Annotated in this window: 25 protein-coding genes and 1 pseudogene; 19 read left to right on the top strand and 7 right to left on the bottom strand. The window is 34.8% G+C overall.

The window, feature by feature from the left end:
• The first annotated feature begins 192 nt into the window (after positions 1–192).
• From ACM6HU_RS11115 to ACM6HU_RS11065, 11 genes are all read left to right on the top strand, one after another.
• Positions 193–450: a hypothetical protein gene (locus tag ACM6HU_RS11115; RefSeq protein ID WP_414848148.1), complete on the top strand. Its 258-nt coding sequence runs from the start codon at positions 193–195 to the stop codon at positions 448–450.
• Positions 447–1,655: a MobP2 family relaxase gene (mobP2, locus tag ACM6HU_RS11110; protein WP_414848147.1), complete on the top strand. Its 1,209-nt coding sequence runs from the start codon at positions 447–449 to the stop codon at positions 1,653–1,655. Before ACM6HU_RS11115 ends, mobP2 begins: the two co-directional genes overlap by 4 nt.
• Positions 1,652–2,113, top strand: a complete 462-nt coding sequence (locus tag ACM6HU_RS11105) for a hypothetical protein (RefSeq protein ID WP_309440681.1) — start codon at positions 1,652–1,654, stop codon at positions 2,111–2,113. Before mobP2 ends, ACM6HU_RS11105 begins: the two co-directional genes overlap by 4 nt.
• 122 nt (positions 2,114–2,235) lie before the next feature.
• A complete protein-coding gene (locus ACM6HU_RS11100; protein WP_309440585.1) occupies positions 2,236–2,517 on the top strand; it encodes a hypothetical protein in 282 nt (93 codons plus the stop codon).
• The gene (locus ACM6HU_RS11095) at positions 2,510–4,369 is read left to right on the top strand and encodes an ImmA/IrrE family metallo-endopeptidase (RefSeq protein WP_414848146.1); all 1,860 of its coding nucleotides are present in this window, start codon (positions 2,510–2,512) and stop codon (positions 4,367–4,369) included. The genes ACM6HU_RS11100 and ACM6HU_RS11095 overlap by 8 nt, the downstream gene beginning before the upstream one ends.
• Positions 4,370–4,462: 93 nt before the next feature.
• A complete protein-coding gene (locus ACM6HU_RS11090) occupies positions 4,463–5,452 on the top strand; it encodes a hypothetical protein (protein ID WP_414848145.1) in 990 nt (329 codons plus the stop codon).
• A 68-nt stretch (positions 5,453–5,520) separates the two neighbouring features.
• On the top strand, positions 5,521–5,709 hold the full coding sequence (locus ACM6HU_RS11085) for a hypothetical protein (RefSeq protein WP_088094483.1): 189 nt from the start codon (positions 5,521–5,523) through the stop codon (positions 5,707–5,709).
• Positions 5,691–5,828 carry a hypothetical protein gene (locus ACM6HU_RS11080; RefSeq protein WP_179863330.1) on the top strand — a complete coding sequence of 46 codons (138 nt, stop codon included), beginning with the start codon at positions 5,691–5,693 and terminating at the stop codon, positions 5,826–5,828. Before ACM6HU_RS11085 ends, ACM6HU_RS11080 begins: the two co-directional genes overlap by 19 nt.
• Positions 5,829–5,858: 30 nt before the next feature.
• Entirely contained in the window at positions 5,859–8,513 is a 2,655-nt protein-coding gene (locus ACM6HU_RS11075) for a DNA topoisomerase (protein ID WP_414848144.1), read from the top strand.
• Positions 8,514–8,588: 75 nt separating this feature from the next.
• Positions 8,589–9,596: a DUF3991 and toprim domain-containing protein gene (locus tag ACM6HU_RS11070; RefSeq protein WP_414848143.1), complete on the top strand. Its 1,008-nt coding sequence runs from the start codon at positions 8,589–8,591 to the stop codon at positions 9,594–9,596.
• Positions 9,589–10,275, top strand: a complete 687-nt coding sequence (locus ACM6HU_RS11065) for a restriction endonuclease (RefSeq protein WP_414848142.1) — start codon at positions 9,589–9,591, stop codon at positions 10,273–10,275. Before ACM6HU_RS11070 ends, ACM6HU_RS11065 begins: the two co-directional genes overlap by 8 nt.
• A 221-nt stretch (positions 10,276–10,496) precedes the next feature.
• Here ACM6HU_RS11065 and ACM6HU_RS11060 read toward each other — a convergent pair whose 3' ends face one another.
• Positions 10,497–10,649: a ribbon-helix-helix domain-containing protein gene (locus ACM6HU_RS11060; protein ID WP_006097643.1), complete on the bottom strand. Its 153-nt coding sequence runs from the start codon at positions 10,647–10,649 to the stop codon at positions 10,497–10,499.
• Positions 10,650–10,977: 328 nt separating this feature from the next.
• On the opposite strand from ACM6HU_RS11060, the gene ACM6HU_RS11055 reads away from it, so the two are divergent.
• The 3 genes from ACM6HU_RS11055 (at position 10,978) to hfq (ending at position 12,138) form a co-directional block, all read left to right on the top strand.
• On the top strand, positions 10,978–11,256 hold the full coding sequence (locus ACM6HU_RS11055) for an AbrB/MazE/SpoVT family DNA-binding domain-containing protein (protein ID WP_309440577.1): 279 nt from the start codon (positions 10,978–10,980) through the stop codon (positions 11,254–11,256).
• A gap of 168 nt (positions 11,257–11,424) precedes the next feature.
• Entirely contained in the window at positions 11,425–11,718 is a 294-nt protein-coding gene (locus tag ACM6HU_RS11050; RefSeq protein WP_309440575.1) for a transposase, read from the top strand.
• Positions 11,719–11,949: 231 nt separating this feature from the next.
• Positions 11,950–12,138 (top strand): RNA chaperone Hfq, encoded by a 189-nt coding sequence (hfq, locus tag ACM6HU_RS11045; RefSeq protein ID WP_309440574.1) that lies wholly within the window; start codon positions 11,950–11,952, stop codon positions 12,136–12,138.
• Positions 12,139–12,224: 86 nt separating this feature from the next.
• Here hfq and ACM6HU_RS11040 read toward each other — a convergent pair whose 3' ends face one another.
• Positions 12,225–12,374, bottom strand: coding sequence for a hypothetical protein (locus tag ACM6HU_RS11040; protein ID WP_414848141.1), 150 nt, complete (start codon positions 12,372–12,374; stop codon positions 12,225–12,227).
• Positions 12,375–12,492: 118 nt separating this feature from the next.
• On the opposite strand from ACM6HU_RS11040, the gene ACM6HU_RS11035 reads away from it, so the two are divergent.
• Positions 12,493–13,098, top strand: coding sequence for a hypothetical protein (locus tag ACM6HU_RS11035; protein ID WP_309440506.1), 606 nt, complete (start codon positions 12,493–12,495; stop codon positions 13,096–13,098).
• Positions 13,099–13,217: 119 nt separating this feature from the next.
• Here the strand turns inward: ACM6HU_RS11035 and ACM6HU_RS11030 are convergent, their stop codons facing one another.
• The 3 genes and pseudogenes from ACM6HU_RS11030 to ACM6HU_RS11020 all read right to left on the bottom strand — a co-directional run.
• Positions 13,218–13,808 carry a DUF4030 domain-containing protein gene (locus ACM6HU_RS11030; RefSeq protein WP_199668293.1) on the bottom strand — a complete coding sequence of 197 codons (591 nt, stop codon included), beginning with the start codon at positions 13,806–13,808 and terminating at the stop codon, positions 13,218–13,220.
• A 164-nt stretch (positions 13,809–13,972) separates the two neighbouring features.
• Positions 13,973–14,140, bottom strand: a complete 168-nt coding sequence (locus ACM6HU_RS11025) for a hypothetical protein (protein ID WP_170927964.1) — start codon at positions 14,138–14,140, stop codon at positions 13,973–13,975.
• 20 nt (positions 14,141–14,160) lie between these two features.
• Positions 14,161–14,310, bottom strand: a pseudogene (locus ACM6HU_RS11020) (integrase); the annotation flags it as partial.
• A 739-nt stretch (positions 14,311–15,049) separates the two neighbouring features.
• Between ACM6HU_RS11020 and ACM6HU_RS11015 the strand changes: the two are divergent.
• Positions 15,050–15,745 carry a hypothetical protein gene (locus ACM6HU_RS11015; RefSeq protein WP_414848140.1) on the top strand — a complete coding sequence of 232 codons (696 nt, stop codon included), beginning with the start codon at positions 15,050–15,052 and terminating at the stop codon, positions 15,743–15,745.
• Positions 15,746–15,825: 80 nt separating this feature from the next.
• On the opposite strand, the gene ACM6HU_RS11010 is transcribed toward ACM6HU_RS11015, so the two are convergent.
• Both ACM6HU_RS11010 and ACM6HU_RS11005 read right to left on the bottom strand, forming a co-directional pair.
• Complete coding sequence (locus ACM6HU_RS11010; protein ID WP_414848139.1) at positions 15,826–16,533, bottom strand: IS6 family transposase; 708 nt, start codon at positions 16,531–16,533, stop codon at positions 15,826–15,828.
• A gap of 160 nt (positions 16,534–16,693) precedes the next feature.
• On the bottom strand, positions 16,694–17,866 hold the full coding sequence (locus ACM6HU_RS11005) for a serine hydrolase domain-containing protein (protein ID WP_414848138.1): 1,173 nt from the start codon (positions 17,864–17,866) through the stop codon (positions 16,694–16,696).
• Between the two features lie 1,104 nt (positions 17,867–18,970).
• Between ACM6HU_RS11005 and ACM6HU_RS11000 the strand changes: the two genes are divergently transcribed.
• From ACM6HU_RS11000 to ACM6HU_RS10990, 3 genes are all read left to right on the top strand, one after another.
• Complete coding sequence (locus tag ACM6HU_RS11000) at positions 18,971–19,576, top strand: recombinase family protein (protein ID WP_414848137.1); 606 nt, start codon at positions 18,971–18,973, stop codon at positions 19,574–19,576.
• Positions 19,577–19,596: 20 nt separating this feature from the next.
• The gene (locus ACM6HU_RS10995) at positions 19,597–20,415 is read left to right on the top strand and encodes a YkgJ family cysteine cluster protein (RefSeq protein WP_414848136.1); all 819 of its coding nucleotides are present in this window, start codon (positions 19,597–19,599) and stop codon (positions 20,413–20,415) included.
• A gap of 196 nt (positions 20,416–20,611) precedes the next feature.
• Positions 20,612–21,457 carry a hypothetical protein gene (locus ACM6HU_RS10990; protein ID WP_414848135.1) on the top strand — a complete coding sequence of 282 codons (846 nt, stop codon included), beginning with the start codon at positions 20,612–20,614 and terminating at the stop codon, positions 21,455–21,457.
• Positions 21,458–21,621: the final 164 nt, after the last annotated feature.

Raw genomic sequence — 21,621 nt, 5'->3', positions numbered from 1 at the left:
AGATTTTTAGTGTACCTCGACTGAACTTTGGAAGATATTGACTGTACCTTGAGTGTACTTTTGGAAGACTTTCATGACCCCACGATTTTACTAGGCTTTGCCTAGTCCCACACCCTCGGTGGGGGCAAAAATCCCTTATGCTCTTCTCACTCTTGGGTGTAGTGTTCTGAACGAATGGAGGCGAAATAACAGATGGACATTAAAATCCGAAATTTGAGTCCAGTTGCGATCAAAAGATTAGATGAAATTGCAAAGAAGAAAAACATCTCAAGACAGGAATTCTTGAAAGGACAAATTGAGACATTGGCGTTTTACCAGGAACAGCAAAACCGTGAATTGTATCTTCAACAGTTATTAGAAAAAAATATCTATGCGATGGAAAGTTGTTTTGAAGCTGTAAAAGAAATGAATGCTTTTTTACAAATGATGACGCAGGATGATGAGGCATGAATCAATCAACAAGTCCTTCACAAGCAACGGTGACGCCTGGTGTGGTGACAGTGTCTCGTTTTGTTACGGCGGATGGAAAAACATTTCAGGATTATGTGGAGTATGTCGACCGAGAAGATGCAAAAAGAGAAGGTGAAGCGCATCAGAAAATGTTTTCTCTGTATCAGGATTATATGGGAGATGCAGAGAAGACATCTTCCCTCTTCACAGAGCATAGTAACGGTTTAAAGGAAAATGAAAAGAAAGATTTAAAAAAGATGTTTCAGCTCGCTCAAAATAATAAAAGTATTATGTGGCAAGATGTCATCACTTTTGATAATGATTGGCTTGCAGAACATGGTGTGTATGATCCTAGAACACGTACTGTAGATGAAACAAAATTGATGGATGTGACCCGATTAGCGATGAAAGAAATGTTGAAAAGAGAAAAGTTAGAACATACAGCAGTTTGGTCAGGAGCGATTCACTATAATACGGATAACCTTCATATTCATGTCGCAACTGTTGAACCATTTCCAACGAGGGATCGCGGGAAGCGAAAACAAAAAACGTTGGATGCGATGAAGGGAAAAGTTGTTCAAAATATTATGGATCGTGGTCAGGAACAAAAACAGATTAACGATTTGATTCGAAAGAATATGGTTGCAAAAAAGAAAGAAGATTCCACATTCACATGGCGCAATCGAGAGCTAAAACCATTATTCCAGTTCATTTATAAACGCTTACCAGAAGATAAAAGGCAATGGCAATACAGTTACAATACATTGCGCCCACTCCGTCCTCATCTCGATGCATTAACGAAAAAATATATTGAGAAGCATCATAAAGAAGATTATAAACAGTTTCTTCAAAAGTTAGATAAAGAAGTAGATGTATTAAAGAGAGCATATGGAGAAGGTTCTGGTGATAAGAAACGCTATGAAAATTATAAAGAAAATAAGATAGAAGAGCTTCACAAGCGAATGGGAAATGCGTTTTTACAAGAGATGAAAGCATACGATAAAGAACGACAGCGCATTGATAAAATGTTAGATCGAAAGCCCATTCAGCAAAAGAACTTTCAACAAAATGTTTCGATGCAGTATGCACTTAGGAAAATGGAGGGTGCGTTCAAAAGTGAATATGAAAGTTGGAAAAACCAACGTTATTATGAACGTCTTGAGAGAGAAATCCAACAACAAAATGAGAGGGGATATGAACGATGAGTAAAGTAAGGCGTGTATTAAAGTTAGAAAAAGATACTGATGATTATCTTGTGGCATTTAAAGAAGAACATAAAATTAGATACAACGGGGTCGCTTTAGCACAAATCTTTAAAGAGCATAAAGAAGCGAAACAACAAGAATGGTCGCTTCGATATATTACAGAAGTCGTGACAAAGCACCTTCATGAGGTGTTGAAAGAAGAACTTACAAAAATCCGACTTGGTACGAATAGTGCTGATAAAAATACACAAATGTTAATTGAGTTTATGAATGGCATCTATGAGCATGAACAGTATCAAGGAGTTTGTACAACTGATATTGCAGAAACCGAAGCAACAAAACATATAAGAGAAGTAGTAGAGGAGAAAATTGCACATAAAAGACAAAAGAAGATGGATTATCAAGCTTCGAAAGGGCAAACAAAAGAAGTGTATGTTCCAGTGGAGGAGGTGAATTGATAAAGAAAGGATGATGTATGCAATGAGAAAGTTAGAAAAAGTGTTTGAGCAATTAACGAATTATGAGAAAGAATACAATCGTGGATTGAAAATAAATAATTAACAAAAGAGGGGAAGATACAATGCTATTTTTTCATGAAGATATTGAACTTGGAATTATAAAATCTATTGGCGAAAGAGAAGTTACTTTTCACGTCGCAAATCAAGAAGTAACAATCCCATTAACAGAAGAGGAAGAACAAGAGTTATTTGATTATATTGAGCTTCCAGAAAACGATTTACTGATTCCCATCAACATGAAAACTCATAAAATATGTGTTCCAACAGACTTAGAAACTTGGAATGAAGAAACGATGGATGAATTAATAGAAGCTTCATCAAAGGGAGCGGAAAACAATGAGTAAAAAGCGTTCCCCTGTTTCATTTGAAGAGAAAAAACAAAAGGTAGTAGCACTAACAAAAAAGATGGAAAAAAGCATAGAAGGTTATTTTCGTTCACCAGAAGATTTAAAAGAATATTTATCATTTATGGCAAAGTTTTATCACTATTCACCATCCAATATTGCATTAATACAGAATCAATTTGAGGGATCCAGAGCCGTGGGTTCCTTTTCTTTTTGGAAAGAAAAAGGATTTTCGGTTAATAAGGGTGAGAAAGGAATACAGATCCTTGTTCCGAACCGAACAACAGCAAAATTTAAAGACAAAAGGGGAACCTGGAAACCTGTTGCAAAAGCGAATGAAGAAGAGAAAAAACAGATTGAATCTAAAAGTATAGAAGTGAAACCAGGTCGTCTATATTTTTCTGTCGGCTATGTATTCGATGTGTCGCAAACGAACGCAAAAGTGGAAGATTTGCCTCGTATTTTTCCAAATCGTTGGCTAGAAGGAACTGTGAAAGATTATAAGAGTTTGTACAAAGGTATGGAAGCTATTGCGGAAAAAAACGGTGTGAAAATTATTGAACCGAAACAAGAGCTTGGGGTCGCAAAGGGGGTGAGCTACACCTTAACGAAAGAGGTTGCCTTGAATCCGAGGAATAGTGAATTACAAAATGTAAAAACGCTTCTTCATGAACTTGCCCATGCCAAACTTCATACAGCAGAAACACATATGAATTACACGGCACCAGAAAAAGAGTTTCAGGCAGAAATGGCAGCTTATACGGTTTCTTCCTATTTTGGAATTGATTCAAGCGAGTATTCGTTAGGATACTTAGCAAACTGGACGCAAGGGAAAGAGTTAAAAGATAAATCCAAATTGCTAAAAGAAGTACATGAAACGTCTGTGGAATTTATTGAAACAATTGAAAGTATTTTAGATAAAGAAATCAATAATAAAAAAGGGAAAGAGGTAGATAGTATGGCAAAAACAGAGTCAGATGGTTTATATGCATCTCCATATCATGAGAAAGCCCATTTGGTTACAATCGAAGTGTTGTATAAAGATGTGCAAGATATGTATGGTGGAAAAATACACATGATGGATGCTTTTACTAAAGAGATTACTGACATACCAATACGGAAGGAAGAAGAACCAAATCAAGAAGGTTTATCTGTATCTTTAACGGAAAAAAACGGTAGTGTAAAAGATGTTCGCTTAAATAAAATTTTGCAACCAGATTTATATGAGACAGTCCATAATTCTGTTTTTGAGGGGAAAGAAAGTTCGTTTGTTGTACATCAAAAGGATGCACAGATTGATTTAAATGATCTAGTCAAAATAGCCATATATGATAAATGGGCACAAAGAGAAGGGGATTTTGTAGATAAAGCTGAGGATCAAAAAGAGTTAAGGTTTAGTGAAAAAGAAGTAGAGTTATATAAAGAAATGAAACAGGAAGGTTATGCACCAATTGAGTCATTAGAACAAAAATTACAACCACTTCCTCATACAGCTAAACATGTTACAGCTTCGATGGAGAAAGAATTAAGTGGAAAATATGAGGCTTTTAAGCGAGCACAATCTCATGAAACAGTAAACGATATTGATAGTATTATTCATCGTGTACAAGTGGAAGAGCGTTATTTTGCAACCAAAAATGTAGCAATTGATAATGAACTCATTACCCAAGAATCTGTTAATCAATTAGAAAGTAAAATACAAGAAAAGTTGAACAAAGAAGGAGTTACGGTTACAAAGCAGACCGAATCGAAATTGGTTGATTGGGAAAAACAATATGAACCATTCTCGAACTTTACGAAATTCCAAAATGTTGCAAAGAAAAAGAAACAAGAGGTGGAATTAGGACGATAAATGGCTTGTTTACACAATTTAATAAAGAAACAATGTCATCACTTATCGTTGAGAACGAGAAGTGATTTTTTATTATAAAGGAGGACGTGAAAAATGAATATACAAGAGCAACTGAAGCAAGAAGAAACCAGAGAAGCCTTATATAAACAAGCAATTAAGATGACTGGTAAACAAAAAGAAAGGTTTCCTGAAGGGAATATGCATGAAATACAAAGAGGAGTTGAGCCTGGTGTGGCTCGTTTTGCAATTCCATCTGTGACAAGCGAAATGGACTGGGGGCAAGGAGATATCACAATTGATGTTCATCATGATACAGGGAAAGTGAGAGTATATGAACAAGAAATAGATGGTGAGAATTGGTCGAAATCTTCTCTTCGACTTACAGGAGAGAAGCAATTGTCTGATGTGGTGAAAAATTTGATAAAACAAAGAGCGATTGAGCGGCAAAGAATGGATGAAACAGCCAATCAAAAGAGGGAAAATCAAGTAGAACAGTCTTTCTCACCTCTAGAGCCATTAGATGAAAAAAATCATGTGGTGATGCCTAAAGCAATGCCAAAAGAGGCATATAAAGAGTCGTATAAGGAACAAATTTTAGAAGAGATTGCTCCTTCTCAGGATGAGATACGTTACAAGGAACAATACCAGGCAGAATTGCTTATGTTATTAGGAGTTGATAATGAAAAGGGATCAGATCCAAATAAACAAACCTCATCAAAAGAAAAACAGGATAATAGTCCAGGGCAACAAGAAGAAACGTATACGAAAAGTCGGGAAGAGCGTGTCAAAGAAATGAAAGAGTTTGAGAAGACACATTCATATCCTGAAGTATACCGGTTGAAAAAGGAAGCTCTTCAGGAGTTAAAAGGAATGAATCTAACAGATTCCCAGCGAGAAAAGTTGTCCGGCATTGAAAAAGCCTTAGATCAAGAAAAACAAGAATATGATAAAAACAGTAAAAAAGAATCGAGCCAGGAGAAAGAACCAAAAAGTCAAAATAAATTCGCACAACTTTTTCATCAGTTTAAAAACGTAAAAAAGAAAGAGCAGCCAAAAGAAGCGGAAATGGAACATGCTAGATAGATATAGGTTGAGGAGAGTACTGTGAAACAGTGCTCTTCTTCTTTTTAAAAGCGAAAGGAGAGAAGAGAATGGTAAACATTGTTGAGATTGTAGATATTGATTATACAGGTGTATGGGCAGAGACAAGGAATGCTGAAGAACTGATTTTTATTCTGTTCCCAAAAGAAAAAATTCAACTGGCACGTGAAATATTGTCAGAGAAAAAGCAAATGTATGTGTTTTTGCAGAAAGATTGGGAATGGAGAAAGATGTCATGAATCCATGGCTATTTGCTGGCTGTATGTTGCTTGTAGTCGTGGCATTGAACATTTGTTTATGGATGGGGCAATGTGTGATGAAACGCTTCAAAATGCGGAGAATCAAGCGTCAAAATTAAAGATGTTACATACATGAGGAGGAATGAGTAATGGGAAAAACATTATTTATTGCGGAAAAGCCGAAAGTTGCATACGAATTATTGAAATCACCACGTTTTAGAAATGCAGAGAAACATATGGGGAGTAAACCTTATTTTGGATACTTTGAGAACCATCAGTACATTATTAGTTGGTGTTCCGGTCATTTATTAGAGCTGAAGCATCCAGAAGAAATAGATGAGAAATACAAAGAATTTAAATTCGAACACTTGCCCCTTTTGTTAGAGCCGGAATACAAAGTGAAGCAAGATTATATCGAACAAATCAATATTCTAGTAGATCTGTTGCAACGTCAGGATGTAGATCATGTGGTCAACGCTTGTGATGGAGACCGTGAGGGCGAGCTGATTTATCGTGAAATGTATGAATATGCGGGTGTAAATAAACGACAATCTCGCCTCTGGCTTGCTTCGTATGAGCCAGCAGAATTAGAGGCAGGACTGAACCGATTAGAGTCAGGGGAACACTATGACGGACTTGCAAATTCCGCAAAAGCAAGGCAATACCTAGACTATCTTCTCGGAATTAATGTGACGAGAGGATGTACAACGAAACTTGCTAAAAATCAATTCTTATTGGCAACGGGGCGTGTGCAAATGTGCCTGTTACATGAGATTTGGCAACGTGAGGTATCCATAGAAAATTATAAGGAACAAACCTACTATAATCTAAAACTCATCACAGAGAATGGATTAGAAGCTGTTATGAAAACAGAAGACCAGTTATTAGATCCAGCTCCTTTACAAAAGCTTGGCACAAAATTAATCGGTACAGACTTAACGGTAACGGAATTTAAAGAAAGTACTAGAAAAAAGAAACCAAAGTTGTTATATAACCTTACAGATTTATATAAAGATGCTCATGCGAAATTAAAGGTAAGTGCAGAAACCGCTAAAAAACATATTCAGAGTTTATATGAAGAAGGGTGGATTTCCTATCCTCGTTCATCGTCCCGGCATTTGCCAACGGAAAAGGTAGGCAGAGTACAAGAAGTATTCCAAGCCTTGCAGTCTACCCATTATGCGGATTTGGTGCAACTTGTAGATCCGCATACCATTACAGAAAAACATGCCACATTTAACGATGAGCTTGTAGATAGTCACTTTGCCATCATCCCGACAACAAAACCATATGACGGGACCGATAGAAAACCATTAGAAATTCAATTATATGACCTCATTGTGAAACGATTTATTGGGAACTTTATGCCACCGGCTATTTATTTGGTACGTGAGGCACAGTTTATAGATCGAGAGGAAAACATATACAGTACAAAAGAGAAAGTTCTTCAAGAGAATGGATTTTTAAGCGTATTTCATGAGGACATGGAAGAAGGTTCTGTGGAAAGCTTTCAAATCCCTTTTTTATATGAGGGAGACTCGTTCCAAATCGTAAAACATGACTTAATGCAGTCGAAAACAAAGAAACCAGCATTTCATACTGAAAGCTCCATTCTAACGTTTATGGAGACCGCCGGTCGTAAATTAGATGATGACCATTTAAAAGAGCTAATGAAAGGAAAACGTATTGGGACGGTTGCGACAGAGGAGACCTTTATTCCAAAACTCGCAACGAGAAATTACATCACAGTTACCAATGGTCAAATTCGTACTACGAAAATTGGTCGTGCATTTGTAGAAAAATTTCCGATAGATGAAATCAAAAATCCAGCTTATACGGCTGAAATGGAAGGGATGATTCATATGATCGAAAAGAAGGAAATGCAATACGGTGAATTTGTGGAAAATACGAATACATTTGTAAAAGAAACAGTTGCAAAACTTGGGGAAACTGAGGGAAAAGTAGCGGATGAAATGATTTTGAATTGGAATCAACAAATTGAAGTATGCCGTTGCCCATGTAAAAAGGGCAAGATTCTTCATAAAGGAAACTTCTATGGGTGCAGTAACTATCCAGAATGTGAGATTCGCATGCCAAAGAAAATTAAAGAAAAAGCGATTCCTGAAGCACAAATAAAAAAGCTATTTGAAGATAAGAAAACGGATCTGTTAAAAGGCTTTAAATCCGGTGAGAAAGAGTTTTCAGCGTATTTAGTATTACGAGAAGGTAAAGTGCAATTCCAGTTTCCAACGACAGAGGAGCTATCTCTGGGGAAGTGTCCGGCATGTAAAAAAGGGGCTATTCTTCACCGAAAAACATTTTTTGGGTGCACAGAATATAAAAATGGTTGTAAGTTCATGTTGCCAGCAAAAATCAAAGAAAAAACTATACCCACTTCGCAACTCAAGAAGATATTGAACGGACAATGTTCAGACTTCATTCAAGGATTTAAAGGAGAAAAGGGTGAATTTACAGCGGCACTCTATTTGGATAAGGAAGGACTAAAGTTCCGCTTTCCAACACTTGAGGATCGTACACTAGGAAAATGTCCGCTTTGTAAGAGCCGAGTGATTGTAGGGAAATCAAATTACTTATGTGAGCAGTATAAGAAGACTTGTGAATTCATTATTCCAGGGATCGTGTCTGGAAAGAAAATTAGCAGTAACAATGTGATCAAAATATTAGAAAAGAATATGACCGATCAAATCAAAGGATTTGAATCTAAAAATACTGGGAAGAAATTTGATGCCCGGTTATCTTATAGCACGCAAGAAAAACGAATAAAATTCTTATTTGGAAAATAAATGATGTAGAGAACTGATACAAACAGTTCTCTTTTTTTATTCTTGAAACCATTCACAACAAGGGGAGGTGCCAACATGACATATCGACTAGCAGAGGAGGAAGTCATGAAAGCAAAAGATGTGGATCTGTTAGCGTATCTAGAGGCCAAAGGGGAGAAATTTCAAAAGGAGGGCAATTATTATCGACATACGGAGCACGATAGCTTGTTAATTCGTGACAATATGTTTGCCTGGAATAGCCGAGGAGAGAAGGGGTATGGGGCGATTAGCTTTGCTAGAATGTACTATGGTATGACTTTTCAAGAAGCAGTTCGAGACGTGAATTTTGGTGATTATCCTACTTTTACATCTTCTAAGGAAGAAGAACCAAAACAAGATGAGCCCTTTCGTTATCCAGGGCATCTAGAAGTCCAGGATAAACAAGCCATTAAGCACTATTTAACTGATGAACGGAAGATTGACGCTCGTTTAGTAAATTGGTTGATTGGTCAAGACTTGATTGCACAGGATAAAAAGAAGAATGTGGTGTTTAAATGGCGGGAACAAGGTGGAACAGGAAATGTAGTAGGTGCGGAGCGTCAAGGGACGGTTAAGATGGAAAATAAGAGAGGTTCTTTTAAACAAATTTTGCCGAATGGAAAACCGCATACGGGATTTATGGTGGATGTTGGAAAACCAACATCCATTTATTATTTTGAGAGCCCAATTGACCTTCTTTCGTATTGGACGTTACAACAAAATCGACTACAAAATGCAAGGTTAGTCAGTATGAATGGACTGAAGATGAAAACCGTTTTACGTACATTTAAAGAGGCAAAAGATGAAGGATTTCCCGTGAATCGTATTGTCCTCGCAGTAGATAATGATAAAGCGGGGAAAGAATTCACAGAAAAGATAGGAGCTTTAACGATTAATCCACGTGTCCAAATGCACCTTCCTTCCCAAGAAAAAGATTGGAATGATGTACTGAAGGCGGTCATACAATCAACAGAAAAACAACAACAATCTCATATACAACCGCAAGGACAGCAAAAGAAACAAGCGGTACGAATACAGAAAAAGGAGATGGAACATAGTGTCTAATCTGCCAGTCGGGCAACTTATACCAGTTGTGCCTGTATCTAGCATGGTACAGGCTTTCATGTATGTTTTTATTTTTTATGTTCTCTTTCGTATTTATATGTTTGTTCATCGAATTATCCAAGAGAAAAGAGTATTGAAGATGATGGCAAAGTCAGGTATTCAGTACATTGATAAAATGGACGGATATCAGTTTGAAGTGTACTTAAAAGCTCTTTTTCGAGAACTAGGGTACCGTCCAGAGGTCACAAAACGCTCTTGTGATTACGGAGTAGACGTCGTATTAAAAGGGAAAAATCGTATTGTGATTCAGGCGAAACGATATGGGGTAAAGAATCGAGTTGGGATTCGGGCTGTGCAAGAAGTATATGCAGGGAAAGCGTATTATAAGGCAGATGAAGCATGGATTGTAACCAATAATTTTTATACGAAACAAGCAGAGGAATTAGCAAAAGCATGTCAGGTAAAACTTATTGATCGATTGGAGCTTCAGAACTTAATTAACAAAATAAATCCAGAACAAAAAGCAGAAGATGTGTATGAGCAAGTAGATCCAGCAGAACGGAAATGTCCGGTTTGTAAAAATCAATTAGTCATTCGATATTCAAAGAAAAATGCTAATAAGTTTTTTGGTTGTTCTCAATTTCCTACTTGTACACATACGGAACGAATTAACGCATGAGCTGGAAAAATTTCAGCTCTATTTCGCTTTTAGTAAGGCATTTCCATTTCTAAGTTAATAATTGGATTTTTGAACAAAAACGGATCCTCAGGTTTGTTTGTATGGAGTTTTAATTCCTGGCCTAATGTAATTAGTCTTGGAGGAGTTATTTTTGAATACAGAAGATTTTAAGGGGGTTAAATTTATTTTGCATATTTTTAAGCAAAATAAAAAAGGGAAGTCTATTTTTGACTTAACCCTTTTTCTATGAGCTGACGAATGGCTTCATTACGACTTTTTAGTTTGTTATCATGCCAAAAATTCTCGATTTTTTCTAATTGTTCATTCGGAATTGTAACTAAAACGGGTGTATTTTTATCTCTGTTTATCGCCATATAAGTATCACTCCTTTATAAAAAGTATTATAAGTTATATTACTTATATTGACAACTGGAAAAACGAGTAATAAAATAGTAATATAAGTGATATCACTTATATTACTATTTGAAGGAGTGAAGGTATTGGAAAAGAAAATCAAAAATATCTTTTTACAAAAGGAGGAAGAAACGCAGTATCCCTTTTCACAAAGGTGTAAAGAGATTCTTATTATGATTGTAAGCTTTTAGTTTATAATGTTTTCAATCTTTGGAGAAAGCTTGTTACAATGAAAAATGGCATAGGGTTTGAAATATAGAACTATAGATTATATAAGGGAGAGATTTCATGAAATCAACAGGAGTAACTCGAAAATTAGATCCATTAGGACGTATAGTTATACCAATGGAGTTAAGGCGTACCCTGGAAATTGAAAAAAAGACACCATTAGAGATTTATGTAGAAGGTGAAAAGATCATCTTGAAAAAATATGAAGCTAAAGGTGCTTGTGTAATAACAGGTGAAGTATCTGATAAAAATATTACTTTAGCAGACGGAAAGATTACACTAAGTCTAGCAGGTGCAGAGGTTATAATAGAGCAATTACAGAAGAATCTTGTAAAATAATTAGCTCCTTTTAGAGGGGCTTTTTTAATTTATATCTAAATAATTTCACGTACCATATTTCTAATAAATAAATTAAGATACTTCATCAAGGGATTCTTTCCCTGTTTTGAATTTTGTGTGCTACTATAGTTCTATATTCTCGTTTTAACAGTAACAGGAGGCGTGTCTATGAAAAATCATATAAGAGTGAATGGGCAGATCCGTCAAACAAATAAAAAATGGTCACATCTTAGACAACAACAAAAAGAACGCATTTCTAATTGGCTTCGTAGAGAATATACAAAATTTGTACAGGTACATCATAGAAGACCTAAAAAATATGAGCATGATGAGATTCTTGATGAAGTAATGGATCGCATAGAAGAACGTGAAATTTGGATTCCATATGGGGAAGTAAAAAGATATTATTTAAGTAAAATCGGTAAATGGTTTCGAAAAATCGAAAGCGAATGGGAAGCATAAACATCCAATAAGAAGAGGGGTGTCTAAACGTAATAAATTCCCGAAATGATATGGTGACCCTATCAAGCTAAGAAAGGCAAATACCCCAAAAGGAAAAAATGCGCTTTCTTGTAATAAAAAACAAATCCGTAATACTAGGAGATTCCTTTTCAATGGCTATATTGAGAAATACGTGTATAAGACAATATTTAAATTTAAGTATGATACGATTATAGTAAGGGGGGAAGCTATATGAACGGTCTACAAGAAAAAACATCTGAATTATTAAAAGAGAAAAAAAAGCCAATCACTGTAGTTTTAAAGAGTGGGGTTAGGATGACCGGGCAAATTCTTGCAATGGACAAATTTACGATTCTTATGATGGTTCGTGGTAAACAGCAACTCGTTTACAAACAAGCAGTTTCAACCATTACTACATAATACATATGAGAATGATTCGACCATTTCTTAACATTTTCTCAACATTACATTATACATATATACGATATAATAATAAGTAATTCTCTTTATCTTACTTCTATATATTTGTTGTTTCCTGTTGCAGAATCCTTATGAAAGGATTCTTTTTTATTGTATTTCAACAAAAATATTTTTGCCCCCATAATTTTAAAAATTTCCCCTGTACCCCTTATCCCTGTTATTCTCTTGCAATTCATAAAAATGCCCCCATAACCCAAAGGTGAAAAAATATTCTGAAAACATATTTACACATACAATATTTGTAAGATATGATGACATTGTTCTACAAATTAAAGACAATAGGGGGATGATGTTATGAAAAGAAAATATTTAGCTAAAGCAGGGGTATTTGCATTAGCAGCAGGAATAATCTTACCTTCAACTGTTGCACATGGAGAAGCTTTGCCTTCTTCTGTATCTGCATCTACAGCAAATGTCGATAATGCAGAAATTGATGATGTATCTGTAGAAGTTTACGATAAAGATAGGAATTTGGTTAAAACATATTCTAAAGAGGAATTAGAAAAATTTAATCAAGACATGGCTAAAACTCCTTTAAGAAGTTCTAAGTTCGATGGTAATATGCAAAATAAAACAGAGGTTAACCCTCTTGCTATGAATGTTTTTAATTTTGGATATATGGAATTTAGTAACTATAAGTGGATTGATGGTGGCACATCATTTTACCAACCTCAAAGTGTACAGGTAGAACCACAAACTAAGACTATTGGATTGGCAGTACAAGTATTTCATAATAGTTCGATGTGGGAAGAATATAGAGTTAAAGGTTCCTTTTCAAGTGGATTAAACATTCCAATTTCTCACCTTTTAACTGCTTCTGGTAATTATTATCAACTTAGACTTAAAAATTATGGTGGGGGAACTATATATCTTGATAGTGGACAAGTTTATTATAAATAATACAATTTCTTAAATTTAATAGTTATATACATGTAAAAAAGACTGGGTATGAATCCAGTCTTTTTCATCAAATACTAGCCTATTAATACTAAGTTTCCTATATCCTGTTCATAGATTTGTTAGTTGATTCTTTGATTATCTTGACTATAAACTTCAATAGTATATAAATCATTTTCAATCCATTTTTGTGCTTGCTGTGTTTTAAGTAGATCATCAATTTCTTTCTCGATCTTCTCCCCAAACTCTTTAGCTCCTGAATCAGCACTATTTATAGGCGTATATATAGCAAATGGAATAGGTTGCCCTGATTCTACATAAGCCCGCATTGAAAAACCTTTGTATCCTTTTTTATGGAACAATTCTTCTAAAATATAACTCAAAATTCTGTCCCACCTGTTCTCTATTTTTACAATGTTCATATCTCTTTGACTAATATTAATAGTATATGGTCTAATATCTTGGTTCTTTAACTGAATGCTAATCTCTTTTTTTAATTTACTTGTATTTACAGTATCCGCTATTTCTAGGTCTACAACTCTCGCTTTATCATCCACAGACGAACTGAGAAAATCTTTTTTATTCACTGTATTCCTAACAGTATCCATAACTTTTGAACCTTCACTTTTTGCTTCTTCTATATCGCTCTGTTGGCAGCTACTTAATACAATAGTTAATAAAAGAGGTAACAATAACCCTTTTCCTTTATTCATCCCAATCTCCTTTCCAGTGATTCCTTGTTATATATTTGAGTCGTATCTGAGCCTAGATTATAAAGAAAATACTTCAAGTGTTATTGATCTAACTTCTATTTTCATATTGGATTAGGTATTCTCCAAAACAAACGAAAAACCTTCACCTCATTTTGGGGGTTATTTTACTTTGCTATTAACTGAATTTGAAAAATATCCGATTCTTTTAGACCTAGAACTCTCATCTCCTCTTTAAACGTTCGCCAAGATTCAACTTTAATGGATTTGGTACTTCTATCCCTTAATGTATACACTCTTATGTACTGTTGCTCCTGTTTTTTATTTTCCTTCATGCTATCTTCCTCCGTTATTTTTAATCGATGAAATCATAATATCTTTTTAACGAAAGTTTAGATTTAAAACCTACCTGTTTTATAATTTGTTCCTCTAAAATTCCATGTTCAATCAGCCGTAAAATGAAGGTATTTCGAAGATGTTGTGCTGAAATTCCTTTTCGTAAATTGGGTATTTTTGCCCAAATCCCCGAAAAGGGAGAATTAGCCTAATTCATTAAAAAATTATAGCCATGTCAAAAAGTACACTTTATGACATGACTATAATTCTAGAATTTTTAATTTCAAAAATACAACTTATTATTATTTGAATGCGTCAATTAAAATCCTTTATTTATAAGGATTTTGCTAATAGTGCGCTTGCTATTCCCCCATTTTGAGGGGATGGGAAAAGATACCCAATATCGAATCTCGATGGCTAAGCCTTTTTTACAGCTGTCTACTTGACGGGGTAAGACCAATCAGTATGTCCAAGTTTCGAAGATTCGTTACATGAGCTTTATAGTTTTTGCACCAGAACCCAAGTGGCCCTTATATGTTTGTTAAAATGTGGGTATTTATGGTGACACTCTACTAATAAAAAACATAATTTCCATATATTATAGATTGTAATTATGATTTTTAAAGTTATACTTTTTGTATAACTTTAAAAATTTGTATTATCAATTATACAGGAATAATAACTACTCAGCTATACCTTTAATTTAGGAGTTTCATAGGCGAAAATTCGGTCTATTTTTTTTGCTACAACACAAACATGTGTGATACCACTACATCTTGTCATAAAACAGATAAACATACATTTTAGTAATTTTCCCCAACTATCTTATATCTTCATGAGGTGACTGAATAGTTATCAGAAATATTTATATAAGTTATGTATTAGGGTTGAGTTTTTAGGAGGTTTAAATGAGAAAAATATTGCCAGGGGCCATTTTGTCTCATACCCAGTATGGGTATTTAAAGGTACCGGAAAATGTCAAAAGTCAGTGTCCTAAATGCGGTAAATCAAGTGAATTTACGTTAAAAACGAATTTTTACCAAGTTACAAAAAGGGGATTATTCGCAGAAGGGCTTTGTTTTGAATGTCAAAAGCCATCAGAATTTGTGATTATGTTTAATGATTATCCGAATCGAATAAATGAAAAAGTAGAAGTAGAGGTTTATATTTATAGTCCTTCGGATTTAAGAAATCCTTTGGATCAGCTCGAACGCAATAAACATATCCCTATAGACCTTGTCAGGGCATATCGCTCTACTTTAAATGTAAAAGATAATTCTGCTGCTGCAGTACTGTCAAAACGAGTTCTTGAAAGTGTCCTCAAACATTTTCTTGGAGAGCAAAGTAATGGGCAGTCTCTTTCCCAGCAATTTGAGCAATTGCCAGAATATATCGATTTAACTAAACCGATTCAAGATATTGGCCACCTCGTTCATCCCGACAGTCCTCTTTATGGGATGCTTGAATTGCAACAGGAAATTGATGATGAAACAGTAGATTTATTAACAGAATTATCAGAAGTCCTTATCGAATATTTATTTGTGTTGCCTGAAAAAATCGAATCAGTACATGATAAGATTGAACAGAAATTTCCCAAGGGATAGCACGCACATTTTAATGGGTTCTGGTGCAAAAATCATTTAATAGAGACATAGGGAACCTACACAATCTGTTCAATTCCAGATTATGATACAATTCCAAATAAATTATGTACAAATTCAACTTCATTTTGGGTAGACTTCACCTGTCGGTGAAGTTGTCCTTTTTTCATCATATGCATGGCTTCAACACCACTCAATATAGAAATTGCTGTTTTAAATGACTTGAATCCCAACATAGAACGCACACGTTTCTTAATAAAACGGTGATCTTGTTCCACTATATTATTGAGATATCTAACTTGCCTTAGTTGTATGCCTTCAGGCATATGTTTCTCTTCTTTCAACTCTTGAATCGCTACAGGATAGGCAGGGTTCTTATCTACTGATATCACGCGAGGTTTAGAAACGTACGAAAAAGCCAAGGCTTTCTTGAAAAAGCGCTTGGCTGCTTGTTTATCTCTTGATTTACTTAGATAAAAATCAATGGTATTCCCTTCTGAATCGACTGCACGATATAAATACATCCATTGCCCTTTTACTTTAATATAAGTTTCATCGACTCTCCACGAGTCATTTGTTGATTTAAGATGATGTCGTACTTTCTCTTCTAATTGAGGTCCATATTGATGAACCCAACGCATAATCGTTGTGTGAGCAATTGATAATCCTCTTTCCTCCATCATTTCCACCAGGTTACGAAAGCTCAAATTGTACCGTAGGTACCACCTTACTGTTAATAAGATTAGTTCAGGCTGATAATGCTTCCATTTGAACAAATTTTCCTTTTCCATACTGATCACACACCTTTTGTAGAGTAGTAATATCAGTATGTCCAAATTTAAGAGATTTTTTGCACCAGAACCTTTAAAAGTAAATGGGAGCTTTTGTACCAGAAAGGTATATTTTTAACTATAAAAACTATGACAAAATTTATCCGTTTTCCCTTTTTGCCTACTTGCTAAATTCAGCAAGTAAAATATTTTTAAAAGGATCAGGACTGTTAGCTCTACCCATACTGTTCATATTGACGGCCAACATATGCTTACCTCCAAGTGTACCTCCAGCAAAAGTACCAAACCCTGGAATGCCACCTGAGTGTCCCCATATCGAGACACCGTTTGGAAGCTTAGTTTCATAGATTCCAAGACCATATCCGCCGATTTCAGCACTTCCTGTAGGAACTGTAGTAAGCATTTGTTTTAGTTGCTGTTCCTTCAGTAATTTGCCACTGAGTAAGTAAGAGAAGAATTTGTTTAAGTCGTCAGCAGTAGAAATCATATCTCCAGCCGAGCTACCTATACTTGGGTTATAATAAGTAACGTCTTTTAGCTCACTTGCTCCGTCTGGTTGGAAATATCCACGGGCATGCTTGGTGCCTGGAATAACGCTTGAATTGCCAGGTAGGAATGTATTCGACAATTCAAGCGGTTCAATAATCCGATTTTCAATCTCTTCCGCATAGCTGTTTCCGGTTACTTTTTCAATAAGGATACCCAGTAATACGTATCCTGTGTTTGAGTAGGACCAGCCCTTTCCTGGGGCAAAGTCTGGGGGCAGCGAAAGTCCAATCTTCACTAGTTCTTCAGCGGTAAACGATTTTTTTGTACTTGTAAAAAAATCAGCTTCTTTTGACCTTGAGTATTCAGCGATACCACTTGTATGGTTCAATATCTGCCGGATAGTAATCTGGTTACCATCATATCCGTTTCCTTGAATGACACCAGGCAACCATTTTTCGATGGAGTCGTCTAGATTCAGGCGGTTCTCTCCAGCTAATTGAAGTACAACCGTTGCGGTGAACGTCTTCGTCACGCTGGCAATGCGAAAGCGAAAATCTGTTTTCATTGGTTTCTTAGTGCTCAGATTCGCTACCCCAGCGGCATAACCCCACGTTTTTCCACCCTCAGAAGTTTTAGCAAGTATCCCTGGGTATCCATGTTGCAATGTATCCCGCATTGCTTGCTTAACGGAATTACGATCTCGCTCAGTGCTTGTTTGTAACGAACTAGATACATTTTGAGTGGGCTCTGCTTTTACAATTGAGGTTGGTGATGTGTATAGCAGGGAACTTCCAGTTATTAAAAGGGCCAGACTTGCAAATGTAATTTGACCACGTATTTTCATAAGGTATTCCTCTCCTCTATTCATATTGTATAGGTGGTTGGTTGCTTGCTTGCTGTTTCATACTAACCACACAGCTATCATCTCTACCAATGACAAAAGGTCAACATTAAATTTGTAATCATCTTCATAATGATTATTTTTACAAACACCATTCTGTCCTAACAAACGGTAAATCCCTCTTTTTTCACATATATGTTAACCACAGAAATTACTTCTTTTCCTTGAAACACTCTTGTTAACTAGTTTGTTTTTCATATATACGTCATATCTGTTCCGCCTTTCATGCTTCTTTATATTTTGATCATACACAATGAAAATCTCTTTTTCCTTACCTATTCCTTACAAATCCCTTACGTTCAAAATAGCTTCTATAATAGGGTAGAAGGAGCATCTGTGCCTGAAAGTTCAAAGTATTTTCCAATAAATATATGAATCAAAAAGAAACATAGAAGTTTTTCACTTCTATGTTTCTTTTTTTCGTCCTTTAAATATTAAAGATTTGGTTTACTCTTAACAGGGTGAATTCCGGCTCTTTTCTAATGTGATTTTTCTTCTTGCGATACAACATAAATGATTCTGGTGCAAAGTAGAGAAAAAAGGTTGACGGACGCCTATATAGCAAAGCAAGAACATAAAAGAGTCGATTCCTTAGCGTACAGAAAATTGGCTTTTTGTGTAGCATGAGATAGTTATTTTTATCTAAAAAACTAGTGATGGAAATAAAATACAGCTTATGACCCATTTTTACACGTATCTCGGCTGAACCCCATAAATAAAAAAGATAAGACCAGATTTGGTCTTATCTATGGCATAAGGAGAAAGAAAAAGGGTAATAACCATCACTTTTTTATCATATTACATTAACTGTTAAGTTTGAATATTATAGATAAAAATAGTGACAATATCCATATTGAGAAATTTATTACTAATTTGTTTGTGCAGTCTCAAAAGGTACACCTTTTGGAACTGTCAAAATTACATAAAATACTAGTTCCAAAACCTCAAAAATCCATTTTTGAAACGTCTCTAAAAAATCGACACCTTTTGAAACTGATTTGTTATAATATGTATTATAAAACATCAAGAGAAGGAGATTCTGATACCTTGAATAACAGAAAATTCGGATACATCCGTGTAAGTAGTAAAGATCAAAACGAAGGTAGACAGCTAGAAGCAATGAAACAAGTTGGTATTGATGAAAGAGATATTTTCATTGATAAACAATCTGGTAAAGATTTTAATCGTCAAAAATACCAACTTGTAAAAATGATGTTACGGGAAGGAGATATTTTATATGTACAATCATTAGATCGTTTTGGGAGAAACAAAGAAGCGATTTTAAATGAATGGAAGGATATCACCAAAAATATTAAAGCCCACATCGTTGTAATTGATATGCCTTTATTAGATACAACTAAGTACCAGGACAACTTAGGAAATCTCATTACTGACCTAGTACTTCAAATTCTTTCGTGGCTTGCTGAAGAAGAGCGAACAAAAATAAAAATTCGACAACACGAAGGAATTAATTTGGCTAAAAAACAAGGAAAACATCTTGGAAGACCTAAAATAGAAATTACAGATGAATTTGTTACAGTTTATAATGCCTGGAAAACAGGAAAGATTACCGCTGTAGAAGCTATGACACAAGCTAATCTATCTAAAACTACATTTTACCGACTTGTGAAGAGACATGAAAATAAAGCATAAAAAAATTGAGAGGGAAAAAGATGGGTAGAAATGAATTATGTTTTTGTGGTAGTGGCAAAAAACAGAAAAAATGTCATGACGATGTAGATCCGAATAGTTATATCGGAAATCTTTATAAAAAATATTTTAAAATAGACAACATCATTTCAGATTACAAAACAACACATAATGAGTTCGAAAATCACCCTTGCGGAAAAGGATGTTTCAATTGTTGCTATGATGTCTTTCCCGTTTCAATGTTGGAATTTGAATTACTTTTAGAAGAAATGCGCAATATTGGTATAGAATTTGCTGAAACCGTTTTCGCAAAGGCACTCAAACATTTAGATTCATTACGTACCAATAATCCTGGGTTATACAAAAGATTAGAAGAAGATACAACTTTTCAAAATAAGAACAAAACTGACTTTAAAGATGTAGAACAATATCAACAAATAGAAAGATTCCAATTACCTTGTCCATTATTAGATGAACATAATGGAAGTTGTACAGTATACAATAAAAGACCTATGATCTGTAGAACCTTTGGTACTACTCATGATTCTTTTTCACTTATGATAAGTAGTCTTCAATCAGCAGTTTGTGAAAATATCCCTAGTATCCATGCTAATGCATTACAAACACCTGAAATTGAACCTTCAGACTCACAAGTAAATAGCATGCTTAAAACAACATACCTAGGACAAGAAATACTTGTAAGAGAGTATCCAATCGTCTATTGGTTCAAGATATATCACAATAAGAACAAGAAAAAAGGACAGCCTGTTTATTCTTCTTTAGTCCCTTCTTTTTTTCATAAGAAACTAGGAACTATTACAATTGCTGAATTGATGCCCTAATATGCGTCACAACACATCGTCATCAAGCTAACAAAATACACTATGGATGTTTTCGCCCATCCCCCGAAAAGGGGGATTAATACAATTTTTTCCAGGTCAGAGTTAGATTAAATTATACATTTCAAAACTTATACAAGTATATCGACATGTTTCAAATATAGACAAGTTGTATTTTTGAATAGAAAGGAAGTATGATATGGCTAATTGTTTAATGGATGAATTACGTACTTATGGAATTAATTTGGATCATCTAAAAAAAATGAATCAGGAAAAACCTATATTATGTGAGGAATTAGAGCTGTACTATGACTGTATACCAACTGAAAAGAAAAATATGCTAGTAAAAATTTCAAAGATTAGAGGTTTAACAGATACTAGATTAAATACTAATTGTACCTGGGCACAGCATATGACTGGCGAAGCTGGTGTTTTAGCTCTTAATCGTCTAGAAACTCATTATAAATATTTACAAGAAAATGGTCTTGCAGCTTCTATCGAATATTTCCAACAACCCGAACATAAAATCAACCTTTCATATTTTGATAAAGAGGATATTTATGTAGTAACCGATGGAAATCATAGAACAGTATTTGCAAAGATGATAAATGCAACCTATATATTTGCTGAAGTTGTACAATATAAATATAATTACACATCGGAAAGTTACTATTTACATTATAAAAAATTATTGAAAAATTTAGAGATAAGTGCAGAAAAATTAAATTTCCACATACAAGATGGGAGAATCATGTATAAAAACGTCTTTATAAACACCCACGACATTCCATCTTGCTCCAGTTTAAATTTCACTCAAGAAATAATGCCTTTGGTAAATAATCAATTTAAAGACATACAAAATCAGTTGAATTTTATGGAAGAGAGGATGCGTTTATTTCATTTTTTGAATAGCAAGTGGAAAATTAGAATCTGTAGTTTCCTGAGCCATGTGCGCCATGTAGATCATTTAAAAAATGCTATGAATAAAGATTTGCTTTACAGCTCACTGGCCCAATTATATGAGGATGGATATGCATACAAATAAGAAATGTACAAAAATACTTTAAATTGGGGGATAAGGGATGAGTAATTTCAACTCTTTTTATAATCATCTTGGAATTAATAAAAATCAACCGCCAAAATGCATAGATCATAAAATGAATATTTATCTCAATTTCATAGATTTCTGCTGTGATAAGCATGAAGGCC

The organism is Bacillus sp. IT-79MI2, assembly GCF_949768135.1.
Classification (GTDB): Bacteria; Bacillota; Bacilli; order Bacillales; family Bacillaceae_G; genus Bacillus_A; species Bacillus_A pseudomycoides.
Note: the sequence above shows the minus strand (reverse complement) of the source record. Positions and strands in the feature narration are given on the sequence as shown.